This window comes from Acidithiobacillus sp. TH-A35 (assembly GCF_057473505.1).
The window spans coordinates 1-13,696 of record NZ_JBYCKR010000014.1 but is presented as its reverse complement, the minus strand read 5'-3'; the positions used below and the strand labels follow the sequence as shown (position 1 = coordinate 13,696).

The 13,696-nt window shown below is 59.3% G+C and carries 16 protein-coding genes; all 16 read left to right on the top strand.

Annotation, left to right across the window (positions count from 1 at the left end; translation table 11 throughout):
* Window positions 1-954 (top strand): sensor histidine kinase (locus tag AC2VNK_RS00705; protein WP_486882448.1); only part of this gene is annotated, 954 nt, incomplete at its 5' end.
* Window positions 951-2,333: a sigma-54-dependent transcriptional regulator gene (locus tag AC2VNK_RS00700; RefSeq protein WP_291525078.1), complete on the top strand. Its 1,383-nt coding sequence runs from the start codon at window positions 951-953 to the stop codon at window positions 2,331-2,333. The genes AC2VNK_RS00705 and AC2VNK_RS00700, both read left to right, overlap by 4 nt.
* 55 nt (window positions 2,334-2,388) lie before the next feature.
* Complete coding sequence (gene fliE / locus AC2VNK_RS00695) at window positions 2,389-2,712, top strand: flagellar hook-basal body complex protein FliE (protein WP_291525077.1); 324 nt, start codon at window positions 2,389-2,391, stop codon at window positions 2,710-2,712.
* A 33-nt stretch (window positions 2,713-2,745) separates the two neighbouring features.
* Window positions 2,746-4,464, top strand: coding sequence for a flagellar basal-body MS-ring/collar protein FliF (fliF, locus tag AC2VNK_RS00690; protein ID WP_486882447.1), 1,719 nt, complete (start codon window positions 2,746-2,748; stop codon window positions 4,462-4,464).
* Window positions 4,442-5,452 (top strand): flagellar motor switch protein FliG, encoded by a 1,011-nt coding sequence (gene fliG / locus AC2VNK_RS00685; RefSeq protein WP_163053830.1) that lies wholly within the window; start codon window positions 4,442-4,444, stop codon window positions 5,450-5,452. Before fliF ends, fliG begins: the two co-directional genes overlap by 23 nt.
* A 16-nt stretch (window positions 5,453-5,468) precedes the next feature.
* Complete coding sequence (locus AC2VNK_RS00680; RefSeq protein WP_486882446.1) at window positions 5,469-6,197, top strand: flagellar assembly protein FliH; 729 nt, start codon at window positions 5,469-5,471, stop codon at window positions 6,195-6,197.
* Window positions 6,194-7,579 carry a FliI/YscN family ATPase gene (locus AC2VNK_RS00675; RefSeq protein ID WP_486882445.1) on the top strand — a complete coding sequence of 462 codons (1,386 nt, stop codon included), beginning with the start codon at window positions 6,194-6,196 and terminating at the stop codon, window positions 7,577-7,579. Before AC2VNK_RS00680 ends, AC2VNK_RS00675 begins: the two co-directional genes overlap by 4 nt.
* A 5-nt stretch (window positions 7,580-7,584) precedes the next feature.
* Window positions 7,585-8,043: a flagellar export protein FliJ gene (gene fliJ, locus AC2VNK_RS00670; protein ID WP_291525068.1), complete on the top strand. Its 459-nt coding sequence runs from the start codon at window positions 7,585-7,587 to the stop codon at window positions 8,041-8,043.
* Between the two features lie 32 nt (window positions 8,044-8,075).
* Window positions 8,076-9,311: a flagellar hook-length control protein FliK gene (locus tag AC2VNK_RS00665; RefSeq protein WP_486882444.1), complete on the top strand. Its 1,236-nt coding sequence runs from the start codon at window positions 8,076-8,078 to the stop codon at window positions 9,309-9,311.
* Window positions 9,312-9,349: 38 nt separating this feature from the next.
* Entirely contained in the window at window positions 9,350-10,363 is a 1,014-nt protein-coding gene (fliM, locus tag AC2VNK_RS00660; protein WP_291525064.1) for a flagellar motor switch protein FliM, read from the top strand.
* Window positions 10,364-10,366: 3 nt separating this feature from the next.
* A complete protein-coding gene (fliN, locus tag AC2VNK_RS00655) occupies window positions 10,367-10,864 on the top strand; it encodes a flagellar motor switch protein FliN (protein ID WP_486882443.1) in 498 nt (165 codons plus the stop codon).
* Window positions 10,861-11,421, top strand: coding sequence for a flagellar biosynthetic protein FliO (gene fliO, locus AC2VNK_RS00650; RefSeq protein WP_486882442.1), 561 nt, complete (start codon window positions 10,861-10,863; stop codon window positions 11,419-11,421). The genes fliN and fliO overlap by 4 nt, the downstream gene beginning before the upstream one ends.
* Window positions 11,337-12,131, top strand: a complete 795-nt coding sequence (fliP, locus tag AC2VNK_RS00645; protein ID WP_486882441.1) for a flagellar type III secretion system pore protein FliP — start codon at window positions 11,337-11,339, stop codon at window positions 12,129-12,131. The genes fliO and fliP overlap by 85 nt, the downstream gene beginning before the upstream one ends.
* A gap of 9 nt (window positions 12,132-12,140) precedes the next feature.
* Complete coding sequence (gene fliQ / locus AC2VNK_RS00640) at window positions 12,141-12,413, top strand: flagellar biosynthesis protein FliQ (protein WP_291525057.1); 273 nt, start codon at window positions 12,141-12,143, stop codon at window positions 12,411-12,413.
* Window positions 12,410-13,201, top strand: coding sequence for a flagellar biosynthetic protein FliR (fliR, locus tag AC2VNK_RS00635; RefSeq protein ID WP_291525054.1), 792 nt, complete (start codon window positions 12,410-12,412; stop codon window positions 13,199-13,201). Before fliQ ends, fliR begins: the two co-directional genes overlap by 4 nt.
* 26 nt (window positions 13,202-13,227) lie before the next feature.
* Window positions 13,228-13,696, top strand: a 469-nt coding sequence (locus tag AC2VNK_RS00630) for an EscU/YscU/HrcU family type III secretion system export apparatus switch protein (RefSeq protein ID WP_486882440.1), incomplete at its 3' end; no start/stop codon positions are given.

Genomic DNA, 13,696 nt, shown 5'->3' with positions numbered 1-13,696 from the left:
TCCGTCATTATGGAAATGAACCCCGAGGCGCGACGGATTCTCGGAGCGGATCTGCGTGGCGCCGATTGGCGTGAGGTACAGACGCTGCATTGGCAGTCAGGCCCCAATGAATGGATCCTGCAGGGGGAAGGGGAGGCGGGGTTGCGCGTGACGGTGGCCGTCAATGCGTTACCAGGGGATGGCGGACAGATCATCCTGCTGCAGGATGTGACGGTGGCACGGGCACAGGAGGAGGCGGCGCAACGCCGCGAACGCCTCGCGGCGATGGGGGAAACCATGGCTGGTCTGGCACATCAACTGCGTACTCCGCTGGCCACTACGCTCCTGTCGGTGTCGCAATTATCCTGTGACCGTGGCGAAGCGCGTTTTCACAAGCAGCAGCAGCGCGCCCTGGAGCGTCTGCAGCACCTGGAGGCCACTATTGATGCCATGCTGCGTTTTTTGCGCGGCACCGAACAGGAAGAGGGCGCTGTGGCGGTGGTGGAGATTCTGGAAGGTTTGCGGCAGGAGTTCGATCTGCTCTTCCGTCAAAAAAATGTCATGTTGCAAATGCCGGAAGTGTCATCTGACTGGTTTTTGACGGGAAGCCGGGCCGCCTGGGTAAGTGTGCTGGCCAATCTGCTGCATAATGCGTTGTTCTACAGCCCCCCGGCAAGCACCGTGCTGCTCAGCTTGCAGTTGGCCGGGGAGGGTGATCTGGTCCTGGCTATTGCCGATGCGGGTCCAGGTATTGCAGAGGCCGACCGGGAGAAAGTGTTTACCCCTTTTTATACCAGCCGCAGCGATGGTACCGGCATTGGTCTGGCCATCACCCGCAATTTTGTGGTGGCCATGGGAGGGGCGGTGGGGATTGAGGCTGCCGCGAGCGGGGGGGCACGTTTTGTATTGCGCCTGCCGCTTTGGCAGCCGCCGCAGCCGTTGCCCAGTGGGGCGATGATGCAGGAGAAAGCATGATGGGCGGTTACCGACCTCAGATATTACTGGTAGAAGACGATGATCACCTTGCCGAAGCCCTCCAGGAGGGTTTGGAGGATCATGATTATCGGGTGCAGCGCGCAGGGGACGGCACGGCAGCCCTGGCAGCCCTGGCAGCGGCGTCCTTTGACCTGGTTCTGAGTGACGTCCAGATGCGCCCCATGGATGGCTATGTCCTGCTCAAAGCTCTGGAGGGCCGTCTCGAAAGCCCGCCGGTACTGATGATGACTGCTTGGGGCACCATCGCCGAGGCGGTACGGGCGTTACAGAACGGAGCCGTGGATTATCTCGTGAAACCTTTTACCATGGACGTGCTGTTGGAAAAAATCTGCCGCCATGCCCGCCGGGCGCGTCAGGTGGAAGGTGGTCCCATTGCGGAATCTGCCGCGATGCAGACCACTCTGGAGATGGCACGGCGGGTGGCGGTAACCGATGCGACGGTCCTGCTGACGGGCGAGAGCGGGGTCGGCAAGGAAGTGCTTGCTTGCTATCTGCACCGGCAGAGCAAGCGTCAAGGGGGGCCTTTTATCGCGGTGAATTGCGCGGCGATACCCGATACTCTGCTGGAGGCGACGCTGTTCGGTCACGAAAAAGGGGCTTTTACCGGCGCCAGTCAGGCCAGCGCCGGGAAGTTTGAACAGGCCCAAGGGGGTACGCTGCTCCTGGATGAGGTCACGGAAATGCCTTTGGCGCTGCAGGCCAAGCTGCTGCGGGTGCTGCAAGAGCGGGAGATGGAACGGGTGGGCGGCAAGCAGACTATTGCGCTGAATATCCGGGTGATCGCGACCAGTAATCGCGATCTCCAGGCGGCCGTGGCCGCCGGGCACTTTCGTGCGGATCTGTATTACCGGCTACAGGTGTTTCCCATAGGGATTCCACCCTTACGGGAGCGGCAAGCAGATATCCTGCCCTTGGCAGAACATCTTTTGGCCCAACACTGCCAGCAGATGGGTTTGCCGCCGAAAAGACTGGACGCTGCCGCTAGCCGTACGCTCTGGGCTTATTCGTGGCCGGGCAATGTCCGTGAGCTGGAGAATGCGTTGCAACGCGCGGCCATACTGGCCATGACGGAAGAAATCCAGGCGCCAGACCTGGGAATCGCCGTCGCGGAAGGCGTTGCGGATCGCCCCCCTCCTGACCCGGAAGGACTACCCTGCGAAAAAGCGCCTGGGGCCGTACTGGATGCATGTTTACCGCTGGACGATCTGCGCGCCCACCACGAACGGGAGGCCATCGTCCTGGCGCTTGCCCAAAGTCAGGGTTCGCGGACGCTGGCGGCCCAGTCCCTGGGGATCAGTCCGCGTACTCTGCGACACAAGTTGCAGCGCTTTCGTGAGGCCGGGTATGTGTTGGGCTAGGAGTGGCGCGGATTTTGCTTATTAAAACGCAACAACGGATAGTGCAGGTGCGGCCATGAGCAGTGTAGATTCTCTGGATTCCCTTTTAACGCAATTGCGAGCCCTTGCCGATCAGGCGCAGGGGATGAAGGCGCCAGCTCCGTCAACCGGCAGTGAAGGTGATTTTGCCAATACCCTGAAAGGGGTGGTGAATTCTGTGAATGATCTGCAGGCCAAATCCAGCGCGCTGCAAGCGCAATTTTCCAGTGGGGATCAGTCGGTGAGCCTCAGCCAGGTGATGGTGGCCTCGCAAAAAGCGGGTCTTTCTTTTCAGACGATGCTTCAGGTGCGCAATAAACTGGTATCTGCATACCAGGACATCATGAACATTCAGGCCTGATCGGTGCGATTCATGGCGACCAAGGACTGATGCATGGCCACTGAAGCGGCAAGACCCAACACGCTCTCTGGAGGCGCTGCGGAAGCTCAGCGGCGCTGGCAGGAAATGACGCCCAATCGCCGTTTTACGGTATTGGCGGTTCTCGCCGCAGTGCTGGCCGTGCTGATCGTTGCCTTCGTTTGGAGTGGTAAGCCACCATACAAAGTGCTCTATACCAATCTTTCGAACCGGGATGGCGGTCAGGTCATTGCCGAGCTGCAAAAGCTCAATGTTCCCTATCGGATCAGTGACGGTGGTGCGGTGATCTCGGTGCCGGGAAGTCATGTTTACGGGACCCGGATGAAGCTCGCGGCGGCGGGGTTGCCTAAAGGGGCCGGGGTTGGCTTTGAACTGCTTGACCATGAACCCATGGGTACCAGTGAGTTTGTCGAGCACATCAATTATCAACGGGCGCTGGAAGGTTCTCTGGAGCGGACGATAGCTTCCCTTTCAGCGGTAGAGCACGCCAAAGTTCATCTCGCTATTCCCAAGCCTTCAGTGTTTCTCAGTGAACAGGAGAATCCCACGGCATCGGTAATGCTGGAAGTCTATCCGGGGCGGGTGTTGAGTGCGGCGCAGGTCGCGGGAGTGGTGCATCTGGTGGCGGCCAGCGTGCCCGGTTTGCGGGATAAGAACGTCACCGTGGTTGATCAGCATGGTGATTTGCTGAGTTCTCATGCCAATGCCGATAGCGGTCTGCAGCCGTCGCAATTGGCTTATCAGCGCGAGGTAGACCAGCAATACCAAAAACGCATTCAGGAAATGCTGACGCCCATAGTGGGTCACAATGGGGTGCGGGTCGCCGTTTCCGCTGACATTGATTTTGCTAAAAGTGAAAGCAGCTCGGTGCATTACGGCAAGGGACAGATACTGAGCGAGCAGACGCATATCAGCAACAGTACCGGTGGTGCCGGACCTTACGGTGTGCCGGGCGCGCTTTCCAATCAACCGCCAGGGGTGGCCATCGCGCCTTTTGTGGCGCCGGTGGCTTCGGCGATGTCGCCGGCCGCGCTGATTGCTGTTGCCCCCACCCTCAAGATGCTGGCGCCCACAGAGAGTAGCAACGACAGCACCACGAATTACGATGTCGATAAGACCATCGTGCATACCGTGCAACCGGTGGGCAGCGTCAAACGCCTGTCGGTTGCGGTGCTGGTCGATGACCGGGTTACTGAAAGCGGCCTGGGTGCCATCCACGCCAAACCCCTGACGGCCGCGCAACTGGCGCAGGTGCAGCAATTGGTGGAAGACGCCATCGGCTACAATGCGCAGCGCGGTGATACGGTGAAAGTCGTTAACATGCCCTTCACTACACAGTCGGCGGCGACTGCCCTGCCGTGGTGGCAGCAATCCTGGTTCCTTACGCTGATGAACAGTGGCTTGCGTTACCTGGTGCTGTTGATTCTTGCCCTCCTGCTCTATGTCGGGGTAGTCAGGCCATTGCTGCGCCGTCGCCTGCGGCAGGAACCGGCAATGAACACCGAAGACGGCGCCGGTGAGGCAGCCTCAGCAGAGGATAAAAGGCCAGCGACACCAGGGGTCGGCGTGCCGTCAGCAACCCTCGCCGGAGCGGGTCATGGACCGGTGGCGCTGCCTGAAAATCCGCTGGAAACCGATCTCTATGTGGCCCGCCAACTGGTCATGCAAGACCCGGCGCGCGCCGCTCAGGTAGTGAAGGAATGGTTAGCCAATGACCGTGAAGCGGGATCTTAATGGCATTGATCGCAGCGCCATTCTCCTTCTGAGCCTGGGGGAGGACGAGGCTGCGGAGGTGATGCGTCATTTGGGGCCGCGCGAGGTCCAGAAGCTGGGTGCCGCGATGGCGCGTATGTCCCATGTTTCCACCGATCAGGCACAGACGGTGTTGTCGGATTTTCGCTCACGTCTGGAACGTCAGACTTCCCTGGGTGTCGGGAGTGACCAATATATTCGGGCGATGCTGAACAAGGCTTTGGGCGCGGATAAGGCGAGCACCCTCATTGATCGTATTCTCCATGGCGGGGACTCCAGTGGGTTGGAGAATCTCAAATGGATGGATGCCCGTTCCATCGCCGATTTGATCAAGCTGGAGCATCCGCAAGTGCTGGCCATGATCCTCGCCTACATGGAGCCTGAACAGGCGGGTGAAGTGCTTCATCATCTGCCGGAGCGGCTGGTCAGCGAGGCCATGATGCGGTTGGCCAGCCTGGAGACGGTGCAGCCCGCAGCGATCCGGGAGTTGAATGATATCCTGGAAGAGCAGTTGTCGGGAGAGACGCAAAGCCTGCAGGTGGCCAGTCTCGGTGGCCCGAAGGCTGCGGCAGAAGTGCTCAATCGTCTGGAAACCAGCCTCTCCGGGAGCATTCTCGAAAAGATGCGGGAAAATGATAGTGAACTGGCGGAAAAGGTGCAGGAGAAGATGTTTGTCTTTGATGACCTGATCAAGCTGGATGACCGCAGTCTGCAGGTGTTGCTGCGGGAGATCCCTTCCGAGGGATTTGTCACCGCGTTGAAGGGTGCCAGTCCCGGGCTGCGCGAAAAATTCTTCGCGAATATGTCAAAACGCGCTGCGGAGATGATGCGCGATGATCTAGACGCCAAGGGGCCGGTGCGGGTCAGCGAGGTGGAAACCGCGCAGAAGGCCATCCTGCAGATCGCCACCCGTTTAGACGCGGCCGGGCAGATTAACCTGGGCAACGGCAGCAGTGAGGCCATGGTTTGAGGGTTGGAGAGCGCCTATGAAATTGCCCCAGGAAGTGATTTCTCGTGACACGATTGGCGACCTGCAACGCTGGCAGTTGCCAGATATGTCTGTTGTCGCGGTGCGAGCCCAGCCGACGAAGGCGCCGGGGGAATCCATTTCCACGCAATCCGTAATCTTGCCGACGGCGGATGAATTGCAAGCCATTTATGGGCAGGCCGAGAGGGAAGGGCGGGAACAGGGGCATCAGCAAGGTTACGCGGCGGGGTATGCCGAAGGCATGGCCGCTGCGGCCCAGGACCGACAGGCTTTGCAGCAGATTTTACACGATTTCAGTGTGCCGTTACGGGCACTGGATGCGAGTGTTGAACAGTCGCTGTTGGCGCTGGCCATGGAAATTGCCCGACAGGTGATTCGCCACGAGCTGGTTCTGCGGCCAGAGTCGCTGTTGCCGTTGCTCCGGGAGGCACTGCGCGCGGTGCCGGTACGGAGCGCGCAGCCGAGTATCTGCCTGCATCCCGATGATCTGGCATTAGTGGAACGTTTGATGCCGGAGCTGACGGAGCAAGGTGTGGTGTTGCAGGCCGATGCTGAACTGGAACGGGGCGGCATATTAGTGGCCGCCAGCCTGGATGCCGAGGTGGCGCGCCCGGACCGCCGCTGGCAGGGACGTGAATTCGATCATGCGGCTACGCAACTGGATCTTCGTCTGGAGACGCGCTGGCGGGAAACCCTGGATCAGCTTTTCGGCGAGATTTCCACATGACCGGGATGTTTGCCGACCGCCAACGTCACTGGGGCGAATATCTGCAGAGTATACAGTCGCGTATGCAACGGCATCCGCCCGCGTTATTGCCCAGCGGACGGCTGGTGCGCATGGTGGGTCTGGTTTTGGAGGCAGAAGGTTTTGATGCCAGTATCGGAACGCGCTGCCGGGTGGCCGCAGCGCATCAGCGCGGTATCGATGCCGAGGTAGTCGGTTTTCAGGCCGGACGTCTACAACTCATGGCGGCGGGAGATCTGCACGGAGTGGCGCCTGGGGCACGGGTGCAACCTTTGGCGGGAGAGGCTCAGGCGGGGGTAAGCCCGCAGATGTTAGGTCGGATTATGGATGGGCAAGGTCAGGTACTGGATGGTGGTGGACCCATTCTTGGTCAGGAGCGAGTCCCTTTGCTGGGAACGGCCATCAATCCCATGCGGCGCGCGCCAGTGCGGGCGCCCCTCGACGTAGGGGTGCGTAGCATCAATGCGTTGTTTACCATCGGTCGCGGCGCGCGCATGGGCCTGTTTGCCGGCAGTGGCGTGGGTAAGAGCGTCCTCTTGGGGATGATGGCGCGCAATACGGATGCGGATGTCATTGTCGTCGGATTGATTGGTGAACGTGGCCGCGAGGTCAAGGAGTTCATTGAGGATATTCTCGGTGAGTCCGGTCTGCGCCGTGCCGTGGTGGTGGCGGCACCTGCCGACGTGCCAGCGCTGACCCGCATTCGTGGCGCGCACCTGGCAACCGCCATCGCCGAATATTATCGGAGTCAGGGCCAGCATGTGTTACTGCTGATGGATTCATTGACCCGTTATGCGATGGCGCAGCGCGAAATCGCCCTGGCCGTGGGCGAGCCGCCAGCCGTACGGGGTTATCCGCCTTCGGTATTTGCGCGCTTGCCCGCATTGGTGGAGCGCGCGGGCAATGGTCCCGAGGGGGGCGGCAGCATCACGGCTTTCTATACCGTGCTTATGGAAGGCGATGACCAGCAGGACCCCATTGCCGACAGCGCGCGGGCCGTGCTCGACGGACATCTGGTATTATCCCGCAGCCTCGCTGAGCAAGGGCAGTATCCAGCTATCGATCTGGAAGCCTCTATCAGCCGGGTGATGCCGAATATCGTGCCGCCACTTCAGTTGAGTCGCTTGCATTTGCTCAAACGCCTCTATAGTCGCTATCGCGACCAGCAGGATCTCATCGCGGTCGGTGCATATACGCCTGGCATGGAGCCGCTGCTTGACCAGGCGGTGCGCGCCTATCCCGGAATCCTCGCCTTTCTGCGTCAGGATCAGCGGGAATCCGTATCGCTGGCCACAAGCCAGGCGCAACTGGCAGAAATTATGACCCATTACCTGGACGATCACGCGGGCGTTACGCCTGCTTAAATATTATGAGCCGCCAAGATACCATCCTCTACCTCCGTGAAGACGCCGATAACCGGCAAAAAGAGCTGGCCCAGACACTGGGTAGGCAGCGTGCGCTACTGCATGAAATACAGAATAAGCTGCAGTTGCTGGAAAATTATCTGGCGCAGTATCGCGAGCAGGCGGTCGCCGCGGAGCAGGCTGGTATTCTCAGCGCGCAAGCGATGGAGATGCGCAGTTTCATCGCACAGCTTGAACAGGTGCTTAAGCTGCAACGAGAAAATCTCCAGCACCAACAGCAGCAGGTGCGTTGGCTGCAAGGCGAGTGGGCGGCCGCCAGAGGGCGGGGAAAAGGCTTGGCCTCCCTCGCTCAGCGTCTGGAAAATGAGCAGCGCAACCAGGCGTTACGCAAAATGCAAAAAGATCTGGATGAATGGGCCATGCGCTCCTCCGCGCTGCGGGTCGGGCGTGTTTTTTGCCTATGATACTGCATATATCTTTCTGAGGAGGTGCCGGTATGGCTGCAGAAATCATGAGCGCAACAGCCAACCCCATAGCGACGTCTGTGTCGGTAGGTGCTCCGGCTTCGGCACAGACCGCAAGCGGCACAGGGCCGGTGCCTGGTTTCGCCCAGGTGATGGCGGGGCAGCAGGCGGCGGCGCCGGCGAATGCCCAGGGTAAGGTGGGTACGCCTGAGAAGATCGCGGGAAAAAAATCAGACGCACCACAAAAAGTCTCGCCGCACGCGCTTCGCCAGCCGGTGGGGGAAAGCAGTGGCAAAACTTTGCCGGTGGCGCTGGCTACCAAGGCGACGTCGACGGTTCCCGCTCCAGCGACAACCGGCGCAACTGCGGTGCCGCCCAAAAAGGTTGCGGATAAAACCCATGCGGCCAAAAACACGGCTGTTTCTCCCTTGCCGACAGCCGTGTTTTTTTCGCCGACACTTCCCTTGGCAGCCACCGCCGCGTCCCCCCACTACCAAGACGTATCCGGGAAACCGACACCTTTAGGGGGCGCCGACGAGTCCGGTCATAATGCTGTGGCGACGCTGTCCCAAGAGGGTGCGAGCCATGCAGCCGGAGCATTGGAGACAATCCATGTTCAGAATTTGCAGGGCAAAGAGGCAGGTACGCAAGCGCCGCGTCCTGCGCTGATTCAGCGCGTTAGCGTGGTCACCGCGTCCAGCCCTTCGACAGCCACGTTGGCAATGGTCTCCACCAAACGTTCGGAAGTGACTAATGGTGCCAGTCAACCAGGCGCCAATCTGCCGAATATGACGGTGTTAAGCGGAGTTACTCCGACCGCAGGCCCTGCCCCTGCAGTGGCTGTCGTGGCGCCCCCGGTGGATAGCCGTCCGCAATGGGGTCAGGCGCTAGGGCAGCAGGTGCAATTTTTACTGGGCCAGGGGATACAGCAGGCCACCCTGCATCTCAACCCGCCGCACCTGGGTCCGCTGGAGGTGCATTTGGATCTTCAACAAAATGGCCAGACCAACGCTTTTTTCAGCTCACCACATCCGGAAGTGCGGGAAGCCATTGCCACGGCCATGCCGCAACTGCAGGAGAGTTTTGCGGCGGCGGGGATGAGCCTGGGGCAGGCGAGTGTGGGGACGGATAGCGGCGGGCGGCCCTTTGCGCGCAACAAATCTGTGCCCGTCTCCGGTATTATGGCGGTTGGGGAGGCGACCGGTGGGGTTACCGCACTTCCGATATCGGTCCGTGTCCGGTTGGGATTGGTGAATACCTTTGCATGATTCTTGCAAAGCAGTACCGCTAACGATACGGTGACCGCATGGCACAGGATATTCTTTCTCAGGATGAAGTAGACGCCCTCTTCAAAGGGATGGCAGGTGGTGATGTCGATACCGAGACTGATGCAGTGCCCGATCCGGGTGGTGTGCGGCCTTATGATCTCGCCAACCAGGATCGTATCGTGCGCGGACGTATGCCTACCCTGGAGGTGGTCAACGAGCGCTTTGCTCGTCTATGGCGGGTCAGTCTGTTCAACTTTTTGCGGCGCACGGCAGAAATCTCCGTGGGTCAGGTGCGGCTGATCAAATATAGTGAGTTCATCCGCAGTCTGGTGGTACCCAGTAATATCAATATGGTACAGATCAAGCCTCTGCGCGGGACCGCCTTGTTCGTCTTCGATCCCCGCCTGATTTTTGCGGTGGTGGACAACTATTTCGGTGGTGATGGCCGCTTTCATGCGCGTATTGAGGGCCGAGACTTCACCCCGCTGGAGCAGCGCATCATCAAGCGGCTTCTGGATATGGCGTTCAAAGACTTTAAGTCGGCCTGGGCACCGGTGGCGCCCCTGAACCCGGAGTTGATGCGCTCGGAAGTAAACCCGCAGTTCGTCAATATTGCGACGCCGACGGAAGTGGTGATCACCACCACGTTTACCGTAGAGCTGGAATCGGGGACGGGCACTCTCCATGTCTGTCTTCCTTATGGCATGGTCGAACCGGTACGCGATCAGCTCACGGCAGGCACGACGGCGGATCGTTCTGAGGTGGACCGCCGTTGGGTGCAGTCTCTGCAGGATGAAATGCAGGAGGCCGAACTGGAACTGGAAGCGCAGTTCGTGCAAACGCGCCTGACTCTGCGGCAATTGCTGGCGCTACGCGATGGCGACGTGATTCCCATTGAGATGCCGGAAACGATTGTCGCGCGCATTGATGGCATTCCGGTGCTTTCCGGGCGTTATGGAATGTCTAATGGCAAATATGCCGTTCAGGTGACGGAGCATCTCTGTCCGGAAATCGCAGCAGGGCAAGCCGCCATGGCGGCATTGGAGAGTTGAACCATGGCTGAAGAGCAAATACCGGTAGGCGTGGAACCTGTGGCGGACGCGGCGGATAACGGCGCGGCCGATGATATTATGGCGGACTGGGCAGCGGCTATGGCGGAGCAGGGCGGTGCCAGCACCGATACGGAAGCATCTGCTGAACCGGACAAAGAGCTTAACGCTCCGCTTAAGCAGGCCCCTAAGGCGACTCCCGCCCCTATTCCCGAGTTGCACGCTGCCAGCAGCGGTACGCAGGCGCAGAATCTGGATATGATTCTCGATATTCCGGTGACGCTCTCGGTAGAGCTGGGACGTACCAAGATTCAAATTCGGAATCTCCTGCAGTTGGCGCAGGGTTCGGTGGTCGAGTTGGAACGCCTCGCTGGCGAGCCGATGGATGTGCTCGTGAATGGTTACCTTATCGCGCAGGGTGAGGTCGTGCTGGTGAATGACAAGTTTGGCATTCGTCTCACCGACATCGTCAGCCCGGCGGAACGGGCCAAGAAACTCCGTTGAAAAAAAATCCAAGTCCCGACTTCAGCGTCAAAATTGCCGCCCTGCGAGCGTCAAAAAACCGACTGGTGGGCATGGTCTTCGCCCTGTGGAGCCCGTCAGTTTGGGCGGATACCTCCGTCGGCATGGGGGCGGACAGTGCTTTTTCGTGGTCAGCCATTCTCCAGCTATTTTCTGCCCTGGTGCTGGTCCTCCTGATATTTTTCGGGGTGGTGTGGTTACTCAAGCGCCTGCAACCAGGTCTGGCCGGTGGGCAGGTCGGAGGTATGCGGGTGGTGTCGTCACTCTCCCTTGGAACGCGGGAACGCCTTTTGCTAGTACAAGTGGGAGAGCAGCAGTTGCTTCTCGGTGTGACTCCGGCAGGGATTACCCTGCTGCACACCCTGGAGACGACGCTGCCAGACACCACCAGCAACGCGCCGGCCACTTTCGCCGGTTGGTTGCGCACCGCAATGGAGAGGCGCAAGCAAGGGCCATGGAACCAGCACATAAAGACCCCCACCAGGGACCCGGCAGAAACCCCGCCCGCTTCCAGGCCAGGATCGCCGCCTTTGGACTGATCGTCCTCAATATTCCGGGAGTGGCCATCGCCGGCGGCCTTCCCGCTTTTACCACAGGTCCTGCAGCGGGCGGCGGCACCGAATACAGCCTCAGTATTCAGGCGCTCATCTTCATGACGGTACTGGTCTTTTTACCCAGCATGCTGCTGATGATGACAGCCTTCACCCGTATCATCATCGTCCTCTCCCTGCTCAAGCAGGCTCTGGGTTCGACCCAGATGCCGCCCAGCCAGGTTATCGTTGGCCTATCGCTCTTTCTTACTTTTTTTGTGATGGCGCCGGTGTTTCAGAAGCTCAACACGGAAGTCCTGCAGCCCCTTACTCAAAACCAGATCAATATCACCCAGGCCATGTCGCGTGCTGATGGACCGTTGCGCACCTTCATGCTTTCGCAGACGCGACCCGATGATCTCGCGCTTTTCGTCAAGCTCTCCGGACACCCGCAATTGCAGGCCCCGGCGGATACGCCCATGACGCTACTGATCCCGGCCTTCGTCACTTCGGAGCTGAAGACCGGGTTTCAGATCGGCTTTCTGATCTTCATACCCTTCGTGATCATCGATCTGGTGGTGGCTGCCGTTCTGATGTCTATGGGCATGATGATGCTATCGCCAGTGACGGTGTCTTTCCCCTTCAAACTCATGCTGTTTGTACTGGTCAACGGCTGGGATCTGGTCATCGGTTCGCTGGTACAGAGCTTTGTCCATTGAGGTGAGGGAATGACTCCAGAGAGTATTGTCACGATCGGTCAGCAAGCGGTGTGGACGACCCTCTTGTTGTCGGCCCCCTTGCTGGGGATTGCGCTGGTGGTTGGCCTGCTGGTGAGTGTCTTTCAAGCGGCCACCCAGCTCAATGAAATGACGCTCAGCTTTGTGCCCAAGATTCTGGCGATGGCTTTGGTGCTGGTGATTGCCGGTCCATGGATGCTGCATCTGATCATGGACTTCACCATCCACCTGTTCCATGACATTCCGCATCTGATCAACCAATGATTCACTTTACCACGCTGCAACTGGAGCACTGGATCGGCCTGGTCTTCTGGCCCTTTATTCGTATCCTCGCGCTGCTGTCCACGGCGCCGGTGTTTAGCGCCACCCAGGTACCGATTCAGGTGCGGGTAGGGCTGGCGTTGCTGATCAGTGTGGCTATCGCCCCCGCTCTGCCCGCGATGCCTGCTGTACATTTTTTGTCGGGAGCGGGTTTTGTGCTGCTCATCCAGCAAATCCTCATAGGCACGGCGCTGGGCTTTGCTGTGACGGTGGTTTTTAGCGTGGTGCAGTTTGCGGGGTCGGTCATCAGTCTACAGATGGGGCTGGGATTCAGCAGCTTTTTTGACCCTGTGACGGGCGTGCAGGTCCCTACCCTTTCCAATTTTCTCAACCTGATCGCCTTACTCCTGTTCATGGCAATGAATGGTCAGTTGCTGGTGCTGGCGACCCTTATGCGCAGTTTTACCCTACTGCCGGTGACGGCGACGCTCAGCCTCAATCCTTCGGCCTGGCATTTGCTCGTGGAGGAGGGGAGCATCATCTTCTCGTTGGGTTTGGCTATCTCTGCACCGGTTTTAGGCACGCTGGTGCTCGTAAATATTGCTTTAGGCGTGCTGGGCAAGTCGGCGCCCCAGCTCAATATTTTTGTGATCGGCTTTCCGGTGCTCCTGGGGCTGGGTATCCTCGCGCTGTATGTGTTTATGCCGGCCATGACCATGATCGTTCAGCATCTGCTGAATTTATCCATGGAAACTGCGGGGCAGGCGATGCTCTCGGCGGCGCGGCCATGAATCTCTCGCTCAGGACATAAGACGCCATGGCCGAAGAAAATGCCCAGGAACGTACCGAAGCGGCGACTCCCAAACGCCGCGACGACGCGCGCAAGAAGGGCCAGGTCGCGCGCTCCAGGGAGTTGTCCACCAGCGCCTTGCTGATGGTCTCGGCGAGTGTGTTTTTTGGGTTCGCCGACAATATTTATCAAAGTATTGCCGGATTTCTCTACGTCGGCCTGCATCTCTCGTCCGCCGTGATGACCGATCCTCAAGACCTCCTCCGTCATTTTGCAACGATGTGTGAAACCGCGGCGGATCTGGTGGTGCCCTTTTTCATCATGCTGCTGATGGCCGTGGTTGCTGCCGGGCTGGTGGTGGGCGGCTGGGTTTTCAGCACCCAGTCGCTGGTACCGGACTTCTCGCGCATGGACCCCATCAGTGGTCTGCAAAAAATTGTTTCCAAGCATGGTGCGTTGGAACTGGTGAAGGCGATCCTGAAAGCTGTGGTGGTGG

What these genes read in the sequence shown, in the direction of transcription:
- AC2VNK_RS00700 (WP_291525078.1), top strand. Translation starts at nt 951, where the DNA reads ATGATGGGCGGTTACCGACCTCAGATATTACTGGTAGAAGACGATGAT.
- fliE (WP_291525077.1), top strand. Translation starts at nt 2,389, where the DNA reads ATGAGCAGTGTAGATTCTCTGGATTCCCTTTTAACGCAATTGCGAGCC.
- AC2VNK_RS00675 (WP_486882445.1), top strand. Translation starts at nt 6,194, where the DNA reads ATGACCGGGATGTTTGCCGACCGCCAACGTCACTGGGGCGAATATCTG.
- fliN (WP_486882443.1), top strand. Translation starts at nt 10,367, where the DNA reads ATGGCTGAAGAGCAAATACCGGTAGGCGTGGAACCTGTGGCGGACGCG.
- fliR (WP_291525054.1), top strand. Translation starts at nt 12,410, where the DNA reads ATGATTCACTTTACCACGCTGCAACTGGAGCACTGGATCGGCCTGGTC.
- fliF (WP_486882447.1), top strand. Translation starts at nt 2,746, where the DNA reads ATGGCCACTGAAGCGGCAAGACCCAACACGCTCTCTGGAGGCGCTGCG.
- fliQ (WP_291525057.1), top strand. Translation starts at nt 12,141, where the DNA reads ATGACTCCAGAGAGTATTGTCACGATCGGTCAGCAAGCGGTGTGGACG.
- fliJ (WP_291525068.1), top strand. Translation starts at nt 7,585, where the DNA reads ATGAGCCGCCAAGATACCATCCTCTACCTCCGTGAAGACGCCGATAAC.
- fliP (WP_486882441.1), top strand. Translation starts at nt 11,337, where the DNA reads ATGGAACCAGCACATAAAGACCCCCACCAGGGACCCGGCAGAAACCCC.
- fliM (WP_291525064.1), top strand. Translation starts at nt 9,350, where the DNA reads ATGGCACAGGATATTCTTTCTCAGGATGAAGTAGACGCCCTCTTCAAA.
- fliG (WP_163053830.1), top strand. Translation starts at nt 4,442, where the DNA reads ATGACCGTGAAGCGGGATCTTAATGGCATTGATCGCAGCGCCATTCTC.
- AC2VNK_RS00680 (WP_486882446.1), top strand. Translation starts at nt 5,469, where the DNA reads ATGAAATTGCCCCAGGAAGTGATTTCTCGTGACACGATTGGCGACCTG.
- AC2VNK_RS00665 (WP_486882444.1), top strand. Translation starts at nt 8,076, where the DNA reads ATGGCTGCAGAAATCATGAGCGCAACAGCCAACCCCATAGCGACGTCT.